Annotated in this window: 24 protein-coding genes; 19 read left to right on the plus strand and 5 right to left on the minus strand. The window is 70.4% G+C overall.

Going from position 1 to position 19800, the window contains the following annotated elements; genetic code table 11:
* Positions 1-120 precede the first annotated feature (120 nt).
* Positions 121-1134: a cytochrome P450 gene (locus tag ACGFZA_RS07390; RefSeq protein ID WP_393677874.1), complete on the plus strand. Its 1014-nt coding sequence runs from the start codon at positions 121-123 to the stop codon at positions 1132-1134.
* Between the two features lie 284 nt (positions 1135-1418).
* Here the strand turns inward: ACGFZA_RS07390 and treY are convergent, their stop codons facing one another.
* Positions 1419-3794 carry a malto-oligosyltrehalose synthase gene (gene treY, locus ACGFZA_RS07395; RefSeq protein ID WP_393677876.1) on the minus strand — a complete coding sequence of 792 codons (2376 nt, stop codon included), beginning with the start codon at positions 3792-3794 and terminating at the stop codon, positions 1419-1421.
* Between the two features lie 66 nt (positions 3795-3860).
* Positions 3861-6026, minus strand: a complete 2166-nt coding sequence (gene glgX, locus ACGFZA_RS07400; protein ID WP_385279152.1) for a glycogen debranching protein GlgX — start codon at positions 6024-6026, stop codon at positions 3861-3863.
* Between the two features lie 377 nt (positions 6027-6403).
* Here glgX and ACGFZA_RS07405 point away from each other — a divergent pair, with 377 nt between their 5' ends.
* On the plus strand, positions 6404-7636 hold the full coding sequence (locus ACGFZA_RS07405) for an SAV2148 family HEPN domain-containing protein (RefSeq protein WP_385279150.1): 1233 nt from the start codon (positions 6404-6406) through the stop codon (positions 7634-7636).
* 79 nt (positions 7637-7715) lie between these two features.
* Entirely contained in the window at positions 7716-8444 is a 729-nt protein-coding gene (locus ACGFZA_RS07410; RefSeq protein WP_393677879.1) for a 3'-5' exonuclease, read from the plus strand.
* 40 nt (positions 8445-8484) lie between these two features.
* Here ACGFZA_RS07410 and ACGFZA_RS07415 read toward each other — a convergent pair whose 3' ends face one another.
* Positions 8485-9348 (minus strand): phosphotransferase enzyme family protein, encoded by an 864-nt coding sequence (locus tag ACGFZA_RS07415; RefSeq protein ID WP_393677881.1) that lies wholly within the window; start codon positions 9346-9348, stop codon positions 8485-8487.
* A gap of 125 nt (positions 9349-9473) precedes the next feature.
* Between ACGFZA_RS07415 and ACGFZA_RS07420 the strand changes: the two genes are divergently transcribed.
* The gene (locus ACGFZA_RS07420) at positions 9474-10277 is read left to right on the plus strand and encodes a carbohydrate ABC transporter permease (RefSeq protein ID WP_393677883.1); all 804 of its coding nucleotides are present in this window, start codon (positions 9474-9476) and stop codon (positions 10275-10277) included.
* Positions 10278-10300: 23 nt separating this feature from the next.
* Here the strand turns inward: ACGFZA_RS07420 and ACGFZA_RS07425 are convergent, their stop codons facing one another.
* Positions 10301-11590: an integrase gene (locus tag ACGFZA_RS07425; protein WP_393677885.1), complete on the minus strand. Its 1290-nt coding sequence runs from the start codon at positions 11588-11590 to the stop codon at positions 10301-10303.
* A gap of 441 nt (positions 11591-12031) precedes the next feature.
* Positions 12032-12451 (minus strand): hypothetical protein, encoded by a 420-nt coding sequence (locus ACGFZA_RS07430; RefSeq protein ID WP_393677887.1) that lies wholly within the window; start codon positions 12449-12451, stop codon positions 12032-12034.
* A 178-nt stretch (positions 12452-12629) separates the two neighbouring features.
* Here ACGFZA_RS07430 and ACGFZA_RS07435 point away from each other — a divergent pair, with 178 nt between their 5' ends.
* The 15 genes from ACGFZA_RS07435 (at position 12630) to ACGFZA_RS07505 (ending at position 19792) form a co-directional block, all read left to right on the plus strand.
* A complete protein-coding gene (locus ACGFZA_RS07435) occupies positions 12630-12875 on the plus strand; it encodes a helix-turn-helix domain-containing protein (protein WP_393677889.1) in 246 nt (81 codons plus the stop codon).
* Positions 12876-12881: 6 nt separating this feature from the next.
* The gene (locus ACGFZA_RS07440) at positions 12882-13136 is read left to right on the plus strand and encodes a DNA-binding protein (RefSeq protein WP_393677892.1); all 255 of its coding nucleotides are present in this window, start codon (positions 12882-12884) and stop codon (positions 13134-13136) included.
* 90 nt (positions 13137-13226) lie between these two features.
* On the plus strand, positions 13227-13844 hold the full coding sequence (locus tag ACGFZA_RS07445) for a hypothetical protein (RefSeq protein WP_393677894.1): 618 nt from the start codon (positions 13227-13229) through the stop codon (positions 13842-13844).
* Positions 13844-14449, plus strand: coding sequence for a hypothetical protein (locus ACGFZA_RS07450; RefSeq protein WP_393677896.1), 606 nt, complete (start codon positions 13844-13846; stop codon positions 14447-14449). Before ACGFZA_RS07445 ends, ACGFZA_RS07450 begins: the two co-directional genes overlap by 1 nt.
* Positions 14446-14721 carry a hypothetical protein gene (locus ACGFZA_RS07455; RefSeq protein ID WP_393677898.1) on the plus strand — a complete coding sequence of 92 codons (276 nt, stop codon included), beginning with the start codon at positions 14446-14448 and terminating at the stop codon, positions 14719-14721. The genes ACGFZA_RS07450 and ACGFZA_RS07455 overlap by 4 nt, the downstream gene beginning before the upstream one ends.
* On the plus strand, positions 14718-15218 hold the full coding sequence (locus tag ACGFZA_RS07460; RefSeq protein ID WP_393677900.1) for a hypothetical protein: 501 nt from the start codon (positions 14718-14720) through the stop codon (positions 15216-15218). Before ACGFZA_RS07455 ends, ACGFZA_RS07460 begins: the two co-directional genes overlap by 4 nt.
* Positions 15215-15478 (plus strand): hypothetical protein, encoded by a 264-nt coding sequence (locus ACGFZA_RS07465; protein WP_393677902.1) that lies wholly within the window; start codon positions 15215-15217, stop codon positions 15476-15478. Before ACGFZA_RS07460 ends, ACGFZA_RS07465 begins: the two co-directional genes overlap by 4 nt.
* Entirely contained in the window at positions 15475-15906 is a 432-nt protein-coding gene (locus ACGFZA_RS07470; RefSeq protein WP_393677904.1) for a phiSA1p31-related protein, read from the plus strand. The genes ACGFZA_RS07465 and ACGFZA_RS07470 overlap by 4 nt, the downstream gene beginning before the upstream one ends.
* 4 nt (positions 15907-15910) lie before the next feature.
* Complete coding sequence (locus tag ACGFZA_RS07475; protein ID WP_393677906.1) at positions 15911-16177, plus strand: hypothetical protein; 267 nt, start codon at positions 15911-15913, stop codon at positions 16175-16177.
* 94 nt (positions 16178-16271) lie between these two features.
* Positions 16272-16778: a hypothetical protein gene (locus ACGFZA_RS07480; RefSeq protein ID WP_393677908.1), complete on the plus strand. Its 507-nt coding sequence runs from the start codon at positions 16272-16274 to the stop codon at positions 16776-16778.
* Between the two features lie 64 nt (positions 16779-16842).
* Positions 16843-17178: a hypothetical protein gene (locus ACGFZA_RS07485; RefSeq protein WP_393677910.1), complete on the plus strand. Its 336-nt coding sequence runs from the start codon at positions 16843-16845 to the stop codon at positions 17176-17178.
* Positions 17179-17252: 74 nt separating this feature from the next.
* Positions 17253-17792, plus strand: a complete 540-nt coding sequence (locus tag ACGFZA_RS07490; protein WP_393677912.1) for a hypothetical protein — start codon at positions 17253-17255, stop codon at positions 17790-17792.
* 98 nt (positions 17793-17890) lie between these two features.
* On the plus strand, positions 17891-18631 hold the full coding sequence (locus ACGFZA_RS07495; protein ID WP_393677914.1) for a hypothetical protein: 741 nt from the start codon (positions 17891-17893) through the stop codon (positions 18629-18631).
* Complete coding sequence (locus ACGFZA_RS07500; protein WP_393677916.1) at positions 18628-18867, plus strand: hypothetical protein; 240 nt, start codon at positions 18628-18630, stop codon at positions 18865-18867. The genes ACGFZA_RS07495 and ACGFZA_RS07500 overlap by 4 nt, the downstream gene beginning before the upstream one ends.
* Before the next feature lie 97 nt (positions 18868-18964).
* Positions 18965-19792 carry a PD-(D/E)XK nuclease-like domain-containing protein gene (locus ACGFZA_RS07505; RefSeq protein WP_393677918.1) on the plus strand — a complete coding sequence of 276 codons (828 nt, stop codon included), beginning with the start codon at positions 18965-18967 and terminating at the stop codon, positions 19790-19792.
* The last annotated feature ends 8 nt before the right edge of the window (positions 19793-19800 follow it).

Raw genomic sequence — 19800 nt, forward strand, 5'->3', positions numbered from 1 at the left:
GGACGGCGGGCGCCGCGTCACCCGGACGGCCGCACGCGGACTGCGGCGCGCCCGTTCAGGTGATCCCCTGACAGGGACCGCGCCGCACACCGGCGCACCGAACGCCCCGGGGGGTACGCCATGCAGGCAGACGCGCCCGGAGACATACCGGGCCCGACGTCCTCGCCCGAACGCCTCACCGTCCGGCACCCGTCCACCCGGCACCGCCGCCGGGCCCGCACCGGCGGCGGCCCCAGCCTCCTCGCGCCGGGCGCCGCCCAGGACCCGTACCGGCTCTACCGGGTGCTCCGCGAGGAGTACCCGCTCAGCTACGACGCGCCGCTCGGCGCCTGGCTCGTCAGCCGGTACGACGACGTGGCCACCGCCCTCACCGACCCGAGGTTCGCGGGCTTCCCGCACGACGGAGCACCCCGAGGAGGGCCCGCCCCGCTCGGGCTCTGCCACGGCTACGCCCGCTGCCAGCCCCGCGACCGGTACGCGGTGGCGGACGGCTCCGTCCCCGGCCACCTCGCGGAGCGCGTCGAGCGGACGGCCTACGTGCTCGCACGGCGCATCGCCGGACGCCCGCGGGCCGACCTCGTCGAGGAGTTCTGCCGCTGGCTGCCGTCCGGTGCGGGCCCGGTGACCGGCCCGTCCGCCGACACCGCCCCGTGCGCCCGGCGCACCGGACTGCGGGAGACCGCACTCGCCTCGCTCCTCGCCAATCTGCTGGACGACCCCGACCTGCTGGCCGCCCTGCGCATCGAACCCGCGCTCACCGGCCGGGCCTGGACGGAGACGCTGCGCCGGGACCCGCCCGTCCAGATCGTGCTGCGCCGCACCGTCGCCGAGGTCACCCTCAGCGGCGGAACCCTGCCGGCCCGCTCACCCGTCGCCTGCCTGATCGGCTCGGCGGGCCGTGACCCGGAACGGTTCGCCGCACCGGACGTCTTCGATCCCTTCCGCCGCGACCAGGACCGCGGCACACCCGGCCCCGCCGGCTGCCCCGCGGTGCTGCTCGGCAGGCTGGAGGCCGAACAGGGCCTGCGCGCCCTGCTCGACGCGATGCCCGCCCTGCGCTGGGCGGACGGATTCCGCCCGGCTGCCACCGGCCTGCTCACACGGGGCCCCCGGTCCCTCCTCGTCCGGTCGTAGAACTCCCGACGGCATGACCGGGCGAAGAAGCCGGGCGACGCCGTCGGCCGCATCACGCAGGACACCGCCACCGACCGTGCTCCCGTTCCGTTACCGCAACGGTTTCGCGTCCCGCACCGGCAAGGCCGGCCGGCATGACGCGCGACACAGGAGTCCGGGCACGCCCACCGGAGGGGAGCGGGACGCACCGGCGAGCCGCGCTCCCCATCGGCGCCCAAGGGAAGGCCGGGCCCGCCCCGGCCGGGCGGGCCTCCGACACCCGGCGGCTCGCGTGGGCCAGGTCCCTAAGCGGGACCGCTCCTGCTGAGCAGCGCGACCGGCCGCTCGGCGAACAGTTCGCCCACCGGGACCGTGCCGCCCGAGAACTTCCGGCCCGGTGTCAGCAGATCGCGCCACACCCCGTCGTCCGGCAGCGCCAGCTCGGTCCGGTGCCAGCCGCCCGACTCCGCCAGCCGCGACGACAGCCGGGTCACCGCGGTGACCACCTCGCCGGAACGGCAGAAGGCCAGGCAGTGCGCCGCCGCCGGTCCGGAGGCGGTCAGCGGGGTGTACGTACCCGACTCGCCGAACACCTCGGGCCGCTCCCGCCGCAGCCGCAGCGCCGTCTCCGTGAGCGCGCCCTTCTCGTCGGCGGGCGCGCCGTCGGCGGGTCTCGTGAACGGCCGCCGGTTGTCCGGGTCGACCAGTGCCAGGTACTCCCGCTCCGTGCCCTGGTAGAGATCCGGCACCCCCGGCATCGTCAGGTGCACCAGCGCCGCGCCCAGCGCGTTGGCCCGCACATGCGGGGCCAGCGATTCCGCGAACCGTTCCAGGAGCGCCCGCACCGGACCGGTGCCGGCGGCCGGACCGGAGGCGACGAAGTCCGTCACCACCCGCTCGTACACCGGATCGGGTTCGGTCCAGCTCGTGAACAGTCCCGACTCGCGCACCGCCTTCAGCAGCGCCGGCTCCAGCCGTCCCGCGAGTTCCCCCGGCGAGAGCCCCACACAGCCGACCGCGGTCTGCCACGCCTGCCAGGCGAACTGCGGATCGGGGGCGGCGGGAGCGGTCCGGGTCAGCTCGTCGACCAGCTCGCTCCACCGCCCGGGGCACTGCGACAGCGCCGCGATGCCGGCGCGGACGTCGGCGCTGCGCTTGGTGTCATGCGTCGTCAGCGCCGTTCCGGTGGCGGGCCAGTCGCGGGCGAGCCGTGCGCAGAAGGCGTGGAACTCCTCCGGTGCCACCGCCGGCCGCCCCGGATCACCGCCCACCTCGTTCGCCGAGATCAGCGGCACGTACCGGTAGTACGCGGTGTCCTCGACCGCCTTGGCCCGGAGCGCGGACGCGGTCTGGGCGAACCGGGCGCCGAACGCCACCCGGTCGGCGCCCCCGCCGAGCCGCCCCAGGGCCAGCTCCCGCACCACGTCGACGGCGGAGGCCTCCTCGTGTACCGCGAACGCCGCCTTGGCATCGCTCACCGCGACCGGGCCGAGCGTCGCCTCGGCCGTCTCGGTGCAGGGCCCGCCCGCCGTCACGTACGGGCGGTAGACCGGGACCCGGACCAGGAGCTCGCGCACGGCGGTGTGCAGGGCCCAGGGGGCGTGGTCGCGCAGCGCGGGGTCCTCGGCGCAGACGCGTGACGCGATCCGCGTCAGCAGTTCGGTCTCGGCGGCCAGTTCATGGGTGACCACCCGGTACGCGGCCCGGCGCACGGTCGACGTCCAGTAGCCGCCGCGGTCACCGGCCGGGGCGGCGTACTCCCGGTAGCCGCCGAGCAGCTCGGCCGCGCCCGCCGGGTCGACGAAGAGCCCGTCGATCCGGTGGAGCGCGTCGTACCCCGTCGTCCCGGCGACGGCCCAGCCCGCCGGCAGCGGTTCGGGACCGGTGAGGATCTTCTCCACCACCGTCCACACCCCGCCGCTCGCCACGGACAGCTGTTCCAGATAGCCGGCCGGATCGGCGAGCCCGTCCGGGTGGTCGATCCGCAGGCCGTCCACGACCCCGTCCCGTACCAGTTCGAGGATCTTGGCGTGGGAGGCGGCGAACACCTCCGGGTCCTCCACCCGCACCCCGATCAGCTCCGAGATGGTGAAGAACCGCCGGTAGTTCAGCTCGGTGCGGGCCAGCCGCCACCAGCCGAGCCGGTAGTGCTGGGCGTCCAGCAGCTCGGGCAGGTCGAGGTGTGCGGTGCCGGTCCGCAGCGGGAACTCCTGCTCGCCGTAGCGGAGCACGTCCCCGTCGACCCGCAACCGGTCGATCTCCTCGCCCAGCCGTCCGGCGAGGACGGGCAGCAGGATCCGCCCGTCGCCCGCGTCCCAGTCGACGTCGAACCAGCGGGCGTACGGGGAGCCGGGCCCCTCGCGCAGGACCTCGCGCAGCGCGTGGTTGTGCCGGGGGGCGGCGGCCATGTGGTTCGGCACGATGTCCAGGACGAGGCCGAGCCCGTGTTCGCGGGCGATGCGCGCCAGCCGGCGCAGCCCCTCCTCGCCGCCCAGCTCGGCGCGCACCCGGCCGTGGTCGACGACGTCGTAGCCGTGCCGTGAGCCGGGCACGGCTTCGAGTACCGGGGACAGGTGCAGATGGGAGACGCCGAGCGAGGCGAGATACGGCACGGCGTCCTCGGCGGCCGAGAACGGGAACTCCGGCTGGAGCTGGAGCCGGTACGTGGCGGAAGGCGTCATGGGAACGTACGTACCCAGATCCGGGCCTTCTGTGTCACCCGGGCACGGACGAGTGACCGGTCGGTCTCATGCCGGCCGCTGGAGCACCACCATGCTCCGCCCCACCAGCGTCACCCGATCGCCCGCCGCCACCTTCGGCCCCGCGCCGGTGAGCACCCCGTCCGGGCGGGCCGTGTCGACGACCGCCAGCCACTGCCGCCCGTGATTGACCGGAACGGCGAACTCCAGCGTCTCGGCGCTCGCGTTGAACATCAGCAGGAACGAGTCGTCGGAGATCCGCTCCCCGCGCGGGCCGGGTTCCGAGATGGCGTGCCCGTTCAGGAAGACCGTCAGCGCCTTGGCGTGCGCCGCCTGCCAGTCCCGCTGCGTCATCTCCTCGCCCTCGGGTGTGAACCAGGCGATGTCCGAGAGCTCGTCGTGCGTGCCTTCCACGGGGCGCCCGTGGAAGAACCGCCGGCGCCGGAAGACGGGATGGTCGCGGCGCAGCCACACCATCGCCCGGGTGAACTCCAGCAGACTGCTGCCGAGACCGCCGCCGTCCGTCCGGCCGGCCTCCTCGCCGTCGTCCTCCGTCGACCCGGCGGGGGCGGGCCAGTGCACCCAGGACAGTTCGCTGTCCTGGCAGTAGCCGTTGTTGTTGCCCCGCTGCGTACGGCCGAACTCGTCGCCGTGGCTGAGCATCGGCACGCCCTGCGACAGCATCAGCGTGGCGATGAAGTTCCGCATCTGCCGCTCGCGCAGTTCCAGCACCTCGGGCCGGTCGGTCTCGCCCTCCACACCGCAGTTCCAGGACCGGTTGTGGCTCTCGCCGTCCCGGTTGCCCTCGCCGTTGGCCTCGTTGTGCTTGTCGTTGTACGAGACCAGATCGTGCAGGGTGAACCCGTCGTGGCAGGTAGTGAAGTTGATCGAGGCGAGGGGCCGCCGCCCGTCGTCCTGGTACAGGTCGGACGAGCCCGTCAGCCGGCCGGCGAACTCGGCCAGGGTGCGGGGCTCGCCGCGCCACAGGTCCCGCACCGTGTCCCGGTACTTCCCGTTCCACTCGGTCCACAGCGGCGGGAAGTTCCCCACCTGGTAGCCGCCCTCGCCCACGTCCCACGGCTCGGCGATCAGTTTCACCTGGCTGACCACCGGGTCCTGCTGCACCAGGTCGAAGAACGACGACAGCCGGTCCACCTCGTGGAACTGCCGGGCCAGCGTGGCCGCCAGATCGAAGCGGAACCCGTCCACATGCATCTCGGTCACCCAGTAGCGCAGCGAGTCCATGATCAGCTGGAGCACGTGCGGGGAGCGCATCAGCAGGGAGTTCCCGGTCCCCGTGGTGTCCATGTAGTACCGCTGGTCGTCGGCGAGCCGGTAGTACGACGCGTTGTCCAGCCCCCGGAAGGAGAGCGTCGGCCCCAGGTGGTTGCCCTCCGCCGTGTGGTTGTAGACCACGTCGAGGATCACCTCGATGCCGGCCTGGTGCAGGGCGCGCACGGCCTGCTTGAACTCCAGCACCTGCTCGCCCCGGTCACCCCAGGAGGCGTAGGAGTTGTGCGGGGCGAAGAAGCCGATGGTGTTGTAACCCCAGTAGTTGGCGAGCCCCGCGTCCGCCAGCCGGTGGTCCTGGACGAACTGGTGCACCGGCATCAGTTCGATCGCGGTGACGCCGAGCTCCGTCAGATGGGCGATGACCTCCGGATGGGCCAGTCCCGCGTACGTACCGCGCAACTCCTTCGGGAGACCCGGATGGAGCATCGTCAGGCCCTTCACATGGGCCTCGTAGATCACCGTGCGGTGGTAGTCGGTACGGGGCCGCCGGTCGTCACCCCAGTCGAAGTACGGGTTGACCACGACCGAGGACATCGTGTGCGGCGCCGAGTCGAGGTCGTTGCGCGCGTCGGGCCGGCCGAACGGGTAGCCGTACACCGCCTCGCCCCACTGGATCTGTCCGGCGACCGCCCGTGCGTACGGGTCCAGGAGCAGTTTGGCGGAGTTGCAGCGGGCGCCGCGCTGCGGTTCGTACGGCCCGTGCACCCGGAATCCGTACCGCTGACCGGGCATCACCCCGGGCAGATACGCGTGGCGGACGAAGGCGTCGGTCTCCCTCAGTTCCACCGCCGTCTCGGAACCGTCGTCGTGCAGCAGGCACAACTCGATTCGGTGGGCGGCCTCCGAGAAGACCGCGAAGTTGGTCCCGGCGCCGTCGTACGTGGCACCGAGGGGGTACGCCTGTCCCGGCCAGACCTGCATAGATTCGACTCTTCCACTTCTGATGCGGTTGCCTGGGGAATGCGGGCTCCCTGGCAGATCTTCCCCGAAAGAGCGGCCCTTACCTAGGACCGGCCGGCAATTGGGGGGCGGAGTCGCCCGGTCCGGTCAACATCGGGCCCCTCCGCGTCGCCCGGAACCGGGATCCGGCGGCCCCGCCCGGACCGGTGTCCGGAACGGGGCGCGGAATGGGGTGTTTAATCCCTATGAATCCGCTCACTCCGGCAGATCTTGCCGTACGGAACGAGCTTGCGCGGAAGGGGAGTTGGGAAAGCAGCCTGCGCATCCGGCTGCACCGGCTCCCGCTCCCGGAGTACCCTTCCTTGATCGTTGGTGGGGGAGTGGAAGGCGGTGCGCGGGTGAGCTCGGGAGGGTTCGAGCTGCCCCCAGGTGACACGGGTCACGAGGGGGATCTGGCCGATGTCCCGCCCGGGGCGGTCTCGCTGGCGCAGCCCCTGGAGATCGGTGCGGAGCTGGACTGGGGCGCGGAGGCCTGGAGCGAGGTGCGCACCCGCGCCCAGCGGGCCGGGCGCGCCTACATCTGGCTGAATCTCGTGGAGCAGCGGCTGCGTGCCGTCGTCGCCGCGGTGCTCCGGCCCATCTACGAACCGGTCCACGGCGAGGACTGGGTGGTGGCCGCGGCGGGACCCGCCGGGCAGGAGTGGGTGCAGCGCGCCGTCGCGGTGCGCGAGGTCTCCCGCCGCAAGGGCTATCTGCTCGACCCGGCCGACGACAATGTCCTGAGCTTCCTCACGCTGCCGCAGCTGCGTGAGCTGATGGTCCAGCACTGGCCCTGTTTCGAGCCCTACTTCGACGACCGCCGCGATGTCGAGCTGGCGCTGGACGAGCTGGAGGTCGCCCGCAACGTGGTCTCCCGCAACCGCGCCCTCAACGAGGCGGTGCTGGCCCAGGCCGAGCGGGCCTCCGCCCGGCTGCTGGAGATCCTCGGCAGCGGCGCGGCCGTCCCCTCCGCCGACCGGCTCCCGGTCGACGCCGTGGAGGAGCTCGTCGGCGACCGCTACGCGGACGTGGTCTCCGTCCACCCCGACCGGGTGCGGCTCCAGCGCCAGCTGCCCGCCGAGGACCTCTTCGGCGGCGCGCGTCGGCTGGACGCGATCGGGATAGGGCTCAACCTGCTGGTGCAGAACTTCTCCGGACGCCGGCTGATCCGGCTCGCCGAGTCGGGCTGCCGGGTACGGCTGCTCTTCATCAACCCGGCCAGCAGCGCGGTCAAGCGCCGGGAACGGGAGCTCGGCCTCAAGAAGGGCGAGCTGAGCCGCTCGGTGGAGATGAACATCCTCCACATGCGCCGGGTCCGCTCCAAGCTGCGCGATCCCGGCGCCTTCGAGATCCATGTCTTCGACGAGACGCCGCGCTTCACGGCCTACCTGGTGGACGGGGACGGCGCCGACGCCGTGGGGGTCGTCCAGACCTACCTGCGCCGGGCGCGCGGCATGGAGGCTCCGGTGCTGGTACTGCGGGGCGGCGGACGGGCGGTGGTCCGGGCCGGCCAAGACAGCGAGCACGGGTTGTTCGAGACGTACCGCGAGGAGTTCGAATCCGTGTGGACGGACTCCCGGCCGGTCTCCTGAGGGGGCCGTTCCGCGGCGTTGTCAGTGCACCGTGCGAGGGTGGTCGTCATCCGGGGGAGCACCACGAAGGAGGTACGGGATGAGCTGGCACCGGCAGGCGCTGGTCGGATTCGACCTGGAGACGACGGGTACGGAACCGCTGGAGGCCCGGATCGTGACGGCCGCGGTCGTCCGCGTCGACGGCAGCGACGGCGATCCGGTGAGCCGGCACGCCTGGCTGGCCGATCCGGGCATCCGGATCCCGGCCCAGGCGTCCGCGATCCACGGCATCAGCAGCGAGCGGGCGGCGGCGGAGGGCCGGCCGGTGCGCGAGGTGGCCGACGAGATCGCCGACACGCTGACCGGTTACTGGCGCCAGGGCATCCCGGTGGTGGCGTACAACGCGGCCTTCGACCTGACGCTGCTGACGGCCGAGCTGCACCGCCACGGGCTGCCGTCGCTCGGCGACCGGCTCGACGGCGCGGGGATCGGGCCGGTGATCGACCCGTACACGATCGACCGGGCCGTCGACCGCTACCGCAAGGGCAAGCGCAACCTCGAAGCGGTCTGCGTCGAGTACGGCGTGGTCCACGGGGGAGCGCACGACGCGGGGGCTGACGCGCTGGCGGCGGTGCGGGTGGCGTACGCGATAGCCGCCCGGCACGGCTCGGTGGCCGCCCTGTCCGCGCCGGAGCTGCACGAGCGCCAGATCGTCTGGTACGCGGAGTGGGCCGCCGACTTCCAGCAGTTCCTGCGCCGCAAGGGCACGGCGGACGCGGTCATCGACGGCCGCTGGCCGGTGCGGGAGCCGGTGCGCGTGACGGGCTGAGGACGACCCCCGCGCTCACCGGCGCCGGGCGAGGCGGACCTCAGAAGGGGTACCACCGCACCGACGCGTCCCCCTCCCGCAGGGAGGTCACCCGGCGGCGGAACTCCGCGAGTGCCTTCGGGTTGGCCGGGGCGTGCTGCGCGACCCATGCGCAGCTCGCTGTCTCCCGCGCCCCGCGCAGCACCGCGCAGCCGTCCCACTCGCGCACGTCCCAGCCGTAGGCCGAGGTGAAGGCGTCATAGGCCTCGGCCGCCAGCCCGTACCGGTCGCGGGACAGGGCGAGCACCACCAGGTCGTGCTCGCGCAGATCCGTGGAGAAGGTCTCCAGGTCCACCAGGACCGGCCCGTCCGGACCGACATGGACGTTGCGCGCGAGCGCGTCGCCGTGGATCGGGCCCCGGGGCAGATGGGGGACCAGGCCGGCCGCGGCCGCAGCGAAGCCGTCGCGACGCTCGCGCAGATATGCCGCGTCGGCCGGATCGATCGCCTCGCCGGCCAGCCGCAGCCACCGCTCGACACCGCCCAGCAGTTCCCGGCGGGGCAGGGCGAGGCCCTCGGGGGCGGGCAGCGCGTGCACCGCGGTGAGCAGTGGCGCCAGGTCCCGGGGCTCGGCGGGCCGCGCCGCGTCCGGCAACCGATGCCACAGGGTCACCGGGTGGCCCTCGACCACCCGCGCGGGCCCGGCGGCCCGCACGGCGGGGACACCGGACGCGGCGAGCCACTGCGCCACGGCCACCTCGCGTTCGGCCCGCTCCCGCAGCTCGGGATGCTGCACGGCGTCCCGGCCGATCTTGACGACCAGGTCACCCACGGCGAACACAGCGTTCTCACCCAGCGCGATCAGCTCCGCGCCGCCGGTCAGTCCGGCGGCGGTCAGCACCTCGCGCGCTCGCATCTCGTTCATGGATCCGATTTTCGCATCCGTGCAGGTTGTCTTGACGAACCGACGGCCCGTCAGCACGATGGCGGAGGCCACCTGAGCGGCCAGAACGGTATTAAGCCGGTCGAATGACGCAAGGGGGCGCATCTATGACATTGGCTAATGCAACCGTGCAATCCGGACGGCACGGACCGCCGAGGAGTCCGCGCGGCAAGCAGGCCGGGCAGATCAACCGGAACGCGGGGACCTGGTTCCTGGTGCTGCCCGCCCTGATCCCCATCCTGGTCCTGAGCGTCGGGCCGCTGCTCTACGGCATCGCGCTGGCCTTCACGGACGCCCAGTCGGGCCGCACCCGGTCCACCCAGTGGGTCGGCGTACTGAACTTCCAGGACCTGCTCCACGACGGACTGTTCTGGGAGTCGTTCAGGATCGGCCTGTTCTGGGCGGTCGGGGTCACCGTCCCGCAGTTCGTGCTCGCCCTGGGTCTCGCCCTGCTGCTCAACGAGAACCTGCGCATGCGCTGGCTGGCCCGCGCCCTGGCGATCATTCCGTGGGCGATGCCCGAGGTCGTCGTCGGCATCATGTGGCGGCTCGTCTACAACCCGGACGCCGGAATCCTCAACGAGACCATCCGCGACCTGGGACTCGGTGACGGCCGGGACTGGCTGACCGGCCTCGCCACCGCACTGCCCGCGGTGATCGTCGTCGGCATCTGGGCCGGCATGCCGCAGACCACGGTCGCCCTGCTGGCGGGACTGCAGAACACCCCGCACGAACTCCACGAGGCGGCCGCCCTGGACGGCGCGGGTGCCTGGCGCAGGTTCCGTACCGTCACCTGGCCCGCGCTCAGACCCGTCGCCCTCTCCATCACCGCGCTCAACTTCATCTGGAAGACGAAGGATTGGCGCCTGATAAGGCCCTCACCAGCGAATCCCTTGATCCGTACCGCCTAGGTGGGAAACGCATGGGAGATGATCTAGGAATCTGATCCGCTCAACCGGTCCTGCAGGCCGTCCCACCGCTCCTGCAACGTCTTCATGATGGCACGCTCCATCGGCACCGTCACGCTTGAATAGATCCCCTCAACGCCCGGCACCTCATGACCCATCCGTGACTCCGTGGCGAACTTGCTGTGAGCGTCCTCGTCCAGCCACGCCTTATGCCCATGCCGCAGCAGGTACAGGCGCTTGCCCTTGAACGTCGGAACCTCGGGGATCGCCGGCCGGGCCCCGCGGGTCAACGGCCCTGACCGCTCCTTGGCGCCGTCTGCGATGTCGCGCCAGTACTTGTAGTCGAAGTTCACCGCCCCCAAGGACCCGCCCTTGATGGCGGGGAACACCCAGTCGTACTCATGGGAATCGAGCAGGTCCTTCAGCAGGTCGGCGAGGAACGGTGGGACCACCAACGTCCGGCTGCTGAGGTACTTCGGAGGGAAGAACTGCAGGGAACTGTCGGCGTACTGAACTTGGCGCTCCACACGAAGCGCCGGCATCAGCTCACCCGTCGCCCCGTACCGCTCGACGTCCTCTTCGTAGCGTTCCGCCTCTTCCGGGTCGGTCCGCGGGTCGGAGAGCGGCCAGGTCGGGTAGCAGTACTCCCGCGTCAGGCCGAACAGCTCCGCCGGCCGCATGCCCGTCATGGCCATCGTCCAGATGAAGACGTACCCGGCCTGCCCGAACACGGCGCGCGCGTTGACGGCCAGCTGCTCGACCGCCTCCGGCGTCATGTCCTTCTTGCGCTCCTTGGCCTTCTTCACGAACTTGCCGCGCCGCCGCGTGCGTTCGACGGGGGAGGTCTTGATCAGGCGGGGCACCGCATCATCAAGGACCATGCCCAGCACCATCATCACGTTGGCGGCCGAGGACGCCTTCTTCAGCTTCGCGTTGACGTGCTTCTTGAACGCCCGGTAGGCCAGAACGTCGATGTCGGCGACGGATGCGTTCTGCTTCTTGAAGTACGGGCGGATGTGGTTCTCGATCGCTGACCGGTAGCCGCGTTCGGTGAGATGCGCGTGATCCATTGCGTTCAGCCAGTCGTCAAGCCAGTCCGACATCAGGGTGGCGCCGTCACGGTTCTTCACGTGGGTGCCATGCCGGATCTCGTAAAGCTTGTCCTGGCCGTGCGTGTAGGCCGCATCTTCGTCGGTGAAGCCACCCTTGGACTCGTAGCGCTTACGTCCGTTGTCGAGGTACTCGCCCGACCACCATTTGACGCGGCAGGTACCGCCACGCCACTCGATGTGGATGTGCTGCTGCGCACCGCTCACTGGGCCCTCCCGAGGTGGTGGATGCGGGTGCCCGGCAGGTACCCCTACCGCCGTGGCCTCCCGCGTCCGTAGCTTCAGCCAGCTTGCCCTAGCGGGCAGTTACGGCATCCACCACATTCTCCTCCGAGATCCCTTACTGCTTCCCTCATCGCCGCGGCGGCTGGACTGCCCGCGACGACCTGGCGGGGGATCACACACACGATCCCCTGATCGACCAAAAAGCTATGGCCAAAGAAATCAGGCCCGTAGTCGACTATGAGCGGCTCGCTGTACTGCATGGCTCCCCCTAATTGCTGGGTGTTGCGGGAGCCTCCAAGGACGTACATCGACTCTGCCATGTTAGGGGCCAGTTGGGACCGGATGGGGCCAAAGTGGTGGGAGGAAATGTGGTAACGAGTCGATAAAAGCAAATGGTTGTACGCCATGCGGGTGAAACTTCAGTCAGATCACTCCATGGGCCTTGAGGTCCCGTACCGCCCGGTCGCTCAGCTCGCGGATCTCGTCCGATGTGAGCCCGCTCGTGGTGGCGATGGTGGCTAGCTGAATCAGTTCGCGGGCCCGTCCGTCAAGGTCCTCGGTCGGCCGTTGCGAGATTTCGGCGCCAGGGGCGTCAGGGGATGTGCGGGTAAGGATCGGCTCCCTGCCTTCCAGGATGCCCACGGCGCTCCCCGGCGCCCACCCGAGCACGGCGTCGACCTTGGCGACGCTCATGAGGCGGACCTTGCCGCCTTCTTCGATGCGCTGCCAGGTGTCCTTGGACATCCCTGCGAGGTCCGCCGCTCGCTTGCGGGCGAGCTTCAGGGCTAGCCGGCGGTTCTTCACGTGCTCCGCGAGGCGGGTGGTGGGGTCACTGGGTGCCATGAACCCCATCTTGGCAGGGCCAGCCAGGGCCAGCCAGGGCCACGCGGCAACTAAGGCTGGATCCGTGACCTGCACGTTTGCTCTAAGGCTGATTAGGGCGAACTGAGTGACTAACTTCCGCGCAACTGATGACTAACTAGCGCTGGACATGCGGGCTAACTAGGTCTAACTTTAGGTCATGCCCCACCCGCCAACCACGTACCTCGTGGACGCGGCGGCGATCCGCGAGAAGCGGAAATCCGCCGGTCTCGCAACCTCTGAGCTGGCCGAACGCGCAGGCATCAGCAGGCGCTACCTCAGTCACCTGGAGAACGGCACCCGCGAGCACATGACACCCGCACCGTTCAAGCGGCTCCGCCTAGCCCTGGGTGTGGCCGAAGACGACCTCTTGACCCCACCAGAGGCCCAATCCGCGAAGGAGTGACACCCAATGACCGGCAGCAAGTACGAGCTGTACGGCCGACCGCAGGAGCCCGCCGACGTGAACCAGGAGTTCATGACGGTCCAGGAGACCGCCTGGGTCTTGGACTGCAGCGTCCCCACCGTGCGCCGCCGGCTGAAGGCCCTCGGCATCAAGGCCAGCGTGGGCCGCCGGATCAAGACGAGCAAGCAGGACCGGCTCGCCATCCACAACGCCTCCCGTGAGACACCGCAGAAGCACCGCCGGCTCGCCGCCGCTGCCTGAGTGCAGCAAAAGAGGCCGACCCGAAACCGCGAAGCCCGGGCCGACCCCTCTTCGAGATCCACCTACACCGTGAAGCGAAAGGCGGACCCCATGGTCCCCATCAAATCATCCGCATCGCCCAACGACACCACCCCCGCCCCGCTCTCCCCGGAGCGTGAGGCCGAGATTCGCACCGCCCTGGACGCCGTCCCCGCGCCGCCGTGGCGCTGGATCGGATCGCGTCACGCCGGCGGCCCGCAGCTCGTCACCGACCACTCCGGCCGCCAGTACCTGCTCCGCGCCGCCAAGCCGACCGACCACCGGGGCGATGAACTCCTCGACCCGGAGGCGTACAGCGTGGTCTACGGCGACCTGGAGTTCAGGGATCAGCGCAACGGCGAGACGTACTCGACGATGCGCCCCGGCAACGCGCTTGCCGTCGGCCGCACCGAGTACGACCCGGACGCCATCGTCGGCGTCGCCAACCCCGTCGCCCGCTGGATCGAGGCTTCAGCGCTGAACGCGACCGACCTCCTCGCCGAGATCGACCGCCTCCGCGCCGAGCTGGCGAAGGCCGACCAGAAGACCCGCGCCGAGATCGCCGAGGACTTCATGCGCCAGGGCAAGGCGTCGAACTCCCTCACGTGGGGGCAGGCGCACGAGATCGCCCTCAACGGCCTGTGCAGGTGCAGTGGCGGCATCAAGCCCTGCGACATGGGCGGTGCCTGATGAGTGCCGACAGCATCGCGGCCCGCTTCAAGCGCGAAACCGCAGACCATGCCATGACGGTCCTGCACGAGGACGGCCTGTACAGGCATCTCGTCTTCGCGGACCCCGAGGGTGGGTTCTACCGCTTCGACCTGATCACGTGGCCGCACAACCTGATGCTGCGCGGTGACGGGTTCAGCTTCGCCTTCAGCGTCTACCCGACGACCGACATGTTCGAACTGTTCAAGGGGTCGAGCCACGGCAGCATCAACCCGGGGTACTGGCAGGAGAAGGTCACCGCCGGTCGGGGCGACGTGAAGTCCTGGTCGGAGGACCTGTTCCGCATCTGGCTGATGGAAGAGGCTGCGGCGCACGAGGACCGTTTCCCGGGTGCTGTTGCGGCGGTCGACGCGCAGATTCTGCACAGCGACGACCACAGCCTGGAGTACCAGGGCACGGCCGAGTTCGCGGTCGCATCGTTCAGCTTCGAAGGCTTCCGTCTGCGGATTCCGGCGGAGTGGGAGGTGTCGTTCCAGGACTTCTCGTGGGAGTTCCTGTTCGCCTGTCACGCGATCATCTGGGGCATCCGCCAGCACGACGCGGCCCGCAAGGCGGTGGCGGCATGAGCGCCCACGAGAACGCCGTGCAGTCGCTGATCAACGGCGGCTACGGCGAGCGACAGGCCCGCGAAATCCTGTCGTTCGTCCGAGGAGAGGCCCGAGAAGAGGGCTACAACCGGGGCGCTGCCGCCGCGCGCGCCGAGGCGATCGCCGACCGGGACGCGCTCCTCGCGATCCGTACCGCCGCCCAGGGTGACGACATGCCGCGGGTGCGGCGCCTGATCGCCGACTACTACGCGGACGCCCGCGCCGAGGACACCGTGGCGGTGACGTCATGACTCGCCGACAGGCCCGCCTCGAAGCGGCCAAGAGGAAGGGCCAGCGCCAGGCCGACGACTGGAACGAGCGGTACCCGGTCGGCACGCCCGTCACGGCGTACCCGCTGACGCTCCCCGGCGAGAACCCGCACTTCTTCCAGCAGCTGGACACGGCCACCCGCACCCCGGCCTGGATCCTCGGCCACGGCGAGCCCGTCGTGTCCGTCGAGGGATACGCGGGCGGCATCTGCCTCACCCACGTCGACCCGATCGTCACGCCCCGCACCATCGCCGCCCTGGACGTGCCGGCCGCCGTGGTCGAGCAGCAGCTGGCGCGCGACGTCTGCCTCAAGGCCATGGACAAAACGTTCTCCCCGTCGGACCGCATCGCCTACGCCAACGACCTGTACCTGCTGGCCCACCCCGAGGCCTGCTCCACGGACGCCGACTACCCCGAGTGGGCTGCCGGACTTGCCCTGCAGACCGCGAAGAACCGCACCTCCCGGAGGGCTTCATGAACCCGTCCATCAGTTGGGGCGACGACCCCATCGAGCTGGAGACCGGCACGAACGGTCGCACCTACATCCGGATCGGTCGGGTGCTGAGGGTCGAGGTCACGGAGGCCTCTATCGACCAACTGCGCCAGCTCGCGAACGTGGCGGATGACTTGGTGGCCATGCGCGAGGCCCGCGCCGAGGTCGCCAGCCAGGTGGCCGCTGAGGACGGGGTCCGCCGCATCGGCGTCCCCACCCAGCGCAACGGGTCGGTGGCGGCATGAACACCTACGTGCACGAGGGCGTCGAGTTCGACCTGGCCTTGACCTACGCGGACGTCACCGGCGTCGAGTGGGTGTGGACCGGCAGAGAGTCCGTGGACGGTGAGCCCTTGATGCGGCAGCAGACCGACCGGGTCGACTGCCAGACCTTGATCCCGCTGCCCACCCTCTACTGGAACCACGGCCCGCTGATCCCGATCTCGCCCCGCCCGACCCACACCGAGCGCCGGATCGCCGTGGACGTCGACCCGAACTACGCCGACACCGTGGCCGCCGGGTACGTCGAGTCGCCGGCTGCTTTCGCGGCCCGAATCGCCGCCCCTGCCCCGCTCGTGCCGACTGCCCCGGGCAGTGTTCTCGCGCCGTCTCCGCTGGAGCAGACCGGGTTCCGCCGCTTCCTCAGCACCCTCACCGGGGGCCGAAGTGCCTGACCTCATGGTGCAGATCGATGACGCGACGGTCCCGCTGAAGGACTGCTTCTGGGTGCTGAGTGACCCGGTCGGATGCGCCTTCGCATCAACGATCGGCCCGTCCGCCGTTGAGGAGGAGGCCGCTCACCGCGAGCTCATCACGCGGCAGCGCGACCGCGACCGGCAGACCCGGCAGGGATGGACCGTCCAGCTCCTCAGCCGCGAGCAGTGGCGGCAGAAGGCGCAGCCGTGCTTCCTCGGCCGCTGCGACCACCGAAAGGCCACCGCGTGACCGACCACCCGATCGCCGCCATCCCCGCCCTGATCGGCCTGGCGTTCTGCGTGATCGCCGTTCTCCCCTCCCTCCGGACCCGGAAGAAGAAGTCATGAGCCTCCACCTCGGCATACGCCGGACCCGCAAGCACCGCGCGGTCGACGCCGTCACCCAGTTGCGGGACGAGAACCGGCGCCTCCTCGGCCAGTTGATCGGCGCCCACGACCACATCGCCATCCAGGACCACACCCTCGCCGAGGTTCGCGTTCTGCGAGCGGAGGCCGAGCAGGTCGTCGTCTGCCTCGCCGCCAACGTCGAGGAGCTCACCGAGGAGCGCGACCAGCTCGCAGAGGCGAACGAGGCGCTGCGGACGCAGCTCGCCCCGTACCTGGCGGCCGACGCCAACCGTGACGCGATCACCGTCCCCGACCTGGTGCGTGACACCGCGGCGGTAGAGGACCAGGCGACCGCACCGATCGACGTCCGCCCGTTGTGGGAGGCGCACGGCATCAGCCCCGTCCTCCGCATCGCAGACGCCCCCAGCGTCGACGACCCGCGGACCCCGACGTGGGTGCCCGGGCCGGACAGCGAGACGACGCAGTCGCTCCGCGTCGCATGACCCGCCGGGCCGGCGGATGCCACCGGCCCCCGGCCCGGCGCCCAATCCCATGAGGAGCCCTCTCGTGAACGCGTCCACCCACGAACTGAACGTCCCCACCTACGCCCGGCCCGTACTCGTCCAGGCCACCGAGCCGCACCCTGGCCTGCACGTCTACCCGACGCCCGACGAGATCGCCGACCCCGGCGACACCTACGTCTGGCGCCTCGGCCACCACTCCGGTCACGTCATCGCGAAGTTCGAGCAGCGGACCCAGGCGGAGGACGCCGCCCGCGCGCTGGGCCGCGTCGCCGACTGGACCCGTCCGGCCGCCGACATCCGTTCCGACGTCGACCCCGAGGACGTCTTCGACGCCTTGGGTCAGTTCCCCTGCCTGTTCATCACCGAACAGGCCAGCTAACCCGCCTCACACGAGCGCCCCCGCCGAGGCGAATTCGGCGGGGGCACCCAACCCCAGCATCCCAGGAGAGCCCCATGAACATCACCATCCAGGTCGAAGAAATCACCCTCAACACCGTCGTGGCCGACACCGTCGCCTTCGATGAGGAGGGCGACGCCTACTCCACCGGTCAGCAGACCGTCGCCCACCTCGTTGCCGCGCAGATCGTCGAGCGCCTGGTCAAGGACGCTCGCTACCCCGGACTGCGGGACCAGGTCACGGAGATCCGCAAGGAAGAGATCCGGGCCGCAGTCCGGCCCTCGATTGACGAAGCACTCGCCCGTCCGATCTACAAGACGAACACCTACGGGGAGCGCACCGGCCAGGAAACGACGCTGGCCGAGCTCATCGCCGACGAGGCCCGCAAGCAGCTCACCGAGCCGTCCGACCGGTACCGCAGCGAGAAGGGCTCGATCCTTCAGCAGGCCGTGCGCGCCGAAGTGCAGAAGGCGTTCCAGTCAGAGATCGCTGAGGCCGTACAGAAGACCCGCGATCTGGTCATCGCCGAACTGGGTGGCGACATCGCCCAGCAGATCACCAAGGCCGTCACGGCCGGGCTGACAAAGCGCGCCTGACCACCCCGAACCGCGGCGTCGAGCCCCCACTCCGCCGCACGCCGTGGGCCGCCCACCCCCAGGCGGCCCACGGCACCCACACCACACCGGAGAACCACATGAGCACCCAGCCCACCGCGAAGGCGCCCAAGCCCATCGCGTTCATCGACACCGAAACCACCGGCCTCGACGTCGACCACCACGACGCCTGGGAGATCGCCGTCATCCACCGCCGCCCCGGCCACCCCGACGCCGAGTACCTGTGGCAGATCAGAGTCAGCCTCGCCGAGGCCGATCCCGAAGCGCTCGACATCAACCGCTACCACCAGCGGTTCGCCGTCCCTGACGGCGAGCTCGCCGTCCGCATCGCCACCAACGACATGCCCGCGAACCGTTCTGTCACCGGCGGGGACATGATGCTCGACCTCATGGCCGTCCTCGACGGCTCCGTCCTGGTCGGCTCGAACCCCGCATTCGACGAGCGCTTCCTGAAGAAGCTGTTCAACGGAGCCGGCGTGACCCCCGCCTGGCACTACCGCACCGTCGACATCGCCACGATGGCCGTCGGCCACCTGTACGGGCAAGCCCACGCCCTCACGCGACAGCACTGCGACGCCGAGGTGTACGGGCGGGTCGACACGCTCCTTGCCGACGGCTGGCGGTCCTACGAACTGTCCCGGCAGATGGGTGTCGAGCCGCCTGCCAAGGGCCAGGCACATACCGCACTCGGAGACGCCCGGTGGGCGCGCGACGTGTACGACGCCATCACCCAGCCCGATGCGTTCTACGCAGCCAGCGACGAACAGCTCGGCGAGATGGCAGGCGAGGCGCTCGCCCGTTTCCACGGCGGTGCCCAGTGACCACCCAACCCATCACCGAGGACACTGCCCGCCACGTCCTGTGGCACTACGGCAGCAAGGGCGGCATCCAGCCCGGCGCGTTCACCCAGCGGTTGATGGAAACCATCGACGCCGCCGACCGGGTCAACGCCGAAATCCTCCGCGGCGCGTACCCGGCGCTCGTCACCGCGATGCTCACCGCGAAGAACGACAGCGGCGGCATCCTCCAGCTCCAGCAGAGCGTGGGTGCCGCATGATCGTCTGCGTTCGCTGCGCTGACACAGCCGGCCCGTTCGCCCGCAAGCCCGAAGGCCCAGTCTGCGAAGACTGCCTCGACGAACAGGACGGCCAGCGATGACCGCCACCATCGAGGAGACCGAGGTCATCCCTGGGGTCTACGACATCCCCGCCGAGATGTACCACGGCGACCCGATCCCCGGCGGCAGCCTGTCCTCCACCGGCGCCCGCACTCTCGTTAAGGCGCCGGCCAAGTTCCGCTACGACCTCGACCACCAGGAGCCGTACAAGGCGGCGTTCGACTTCGGGACCGCGGCCCACAAGCTCGTCCTCGGCGACGGGCCCGAGCTCGTCCTCGTCGACGCAGCCCGCTGGGACACGAACGAGATCAAGGCCCGCATCGTCAAGATCCGCGAGGCCGGCAACATCCCGTTGAAGAAGCCGGACCTCCAGCGCGTCCACGACATGGCCACCGTCCTCAGTGAGGACCCGCAGGCTGCGGACCTCCTCCACCCCGACAGCGGCATCGCCGAGCAGTCCATGTTCTGGCAGACCGGGAACGTGTGGTGCCGCAGCCGAATCGACTGGCTTCGCGAAGACGGAATCGTCGACTACAAGACGGCCCGTTCCGCCCACCCGGACGCCATCCAAAAGACCGTCGCCGAGCACGGTTACCACGTCCAGGACGACTGGTACCGCCGCGGCGCCGCAGCCCTCGGAGTGCTCCCGCGCGAGGCCCCCTTCCACTTCATCTTTCAGGAGAAGGAACCGCCTTACCTCGTGACGGTGGTGCGCCTCGACCTGTGGCGCGACATCGCCCACCAGGTCAGCGAGCAGGCCCTGTTCCTCTACGACTCCTGCCGCCGCACCGGCCATTGGCCGGGCTACACCACCGACACCGCATACATCGCGCCGCCTGTCTGGCTTGAGCGCCAGTACGCCTAGGAGCAGAT

The organism is Streptomyces sp. NPDC048211 (genome assembly GCF_043202315.1).
GTDB lineage: Bacteria > Actinomycetota > Actinomycetes > Streptomycetales > Streptomycetaceae > Streptomyces.

Bases quoted from the DNA above. Each gene is read 5' to 3' on its own strand.
- ACGFZA_RS07465 (WP_393677902.1), top strand. From the start codon at position 15,215: ATGAACCCGTCCATCAGTTGGGGCGACGACCCCATCGAGCTGGAGACC.
- ACGFZA_RS07415 (WP_393677881.1), bottom strand. From the start codon at position 9,348: ATGAACGAGATGCGAGCGCGCGAGGTGCTGACCGCCGCCGGACTGACC.
- ACGFZA_RS07410 (WP_393677879.1), top strand. From the start codon at position 7,716: ATGAGCTGGCACCGGCAGGCGCTGGTCGGATTCGACCTGGAGACGACG.
- treY (WP_393677876.1), bottom strand. From the start codon at position 3,794: ATGACGCCTTCCGCCACGTACCGGCTCCAGCTCCAGCCGGAGTTCCCG.
- ACGFZA_RS07495 (WP_393677914.1), top strand. From the start codon at position 17,891: ATGAGCACCCAGCCCACCGCGAAGGCGCCCAAGCCCATCGCGTTCATC.
- ACGFZA_RS07420 (WP_393677883.1), top strand. From the start codon at position 9,474: ATGACATTGGCTAATGCAACCGTGCAATCCGGACGGCACGGACCGCCG.
- ACGFZA_RS07460 (WP_393677900.1), top strand. From the start codon at position 14,718: ATGACTCGCCGACAGGCCCGCCTCGAAGCGGCCAAGAGGAAGGGCCAG.
- ACGFZA_RS07440 (WP_393677892.1), top strand. From the start codon at position 12,882: ATGACCGGCAGCAAGTACGAGCTGTACGGCCGACCGCAGGAGCCCGCC.
- ACGFZA_RS07390 (WP_393677874.1), top strand. From the start codon at position 121: ATGCAGGCAGACGCGCCCGGAGACATACCGGGCCCGACGTCCTCGCCC.
- ACGFZA_RS07505 (WP_393677918.1), top strand. From the start codon at position 18,965: ATGACCGCCACCATCGAGGAGACCGAGGTCATCCCTGGGGTCTACGAC.
- ACGFZA_RS07450 (WP_393677896.1), top strand. From the start codon at position 13,844: ATGAGTGCCGACAGCATCGCGGCCCGCTTCAAGCGCGAAACCGCAGAC.
- ACGFZA_RS07430 (WP_393677887.1), bottom strand. From the start codon at position 12,451: ATGGCACCCAGTGACCCCACCACCCGCCTCGCGGAGCACGTGAAGAAC.
- ACGFZA_RS07490 (WP_393677912.1), top strand. From the start codon at position 17,253: ATGAACATCACCATCCAGGTCGAAGAAATCACCCTCAACACCGTCGTG.
- ACGFZA_RS07435 (WP_393677889.1), top strand. From the start codon at position 12,630: ATGCCCCACCCGCCAACCACGTACCTCGTGGACGCGGCGGCGATCCGC.
- ACGFZA_RS07480 (WP_393677908.1), top strand. From the start codon at position 16,272: ATGAGCCTCCACCTCGGCATACGCCGGACCCGCAAGCACCGCGCGGTC.
- ACGFZA_RS07455 (WP_393677898.1), top strand. From the start codon at position 14,446: ATGAGCGCCCACGAGAACGCCGTGCAGTCGCTGATCAACGGCGGCTAC.
- glgX (WP_385279152.1), bottom strand. From the start codon at position 6,026: ATGCAGGTCTGGCCGGGACAGGCGTACCCCCTCGGTGCCACGTACGAC.
- ACGFZA_RS07475 (WP_393677906.1), top strand. From the start codon at position 15,911: ATGGTGCAGATCGATGACGCGACGGTCCCGCTGAAGGACTGCTTCTGG.
- ACGFZA_RS07470 (WP_393677904.1), top strand. From the start codon at position 15,475: ATGAACACCTACGTGCACGAGGGCGTCGAGTTCGACCTGGCCTTGACC.
- ACGFZA_RS07445 (WP_393677894.1), top strand. From the start codon at position 13,227: ATGGTCCCCATCAAATCATCCGCATCGCCCAACGACACCACCCCCGCC.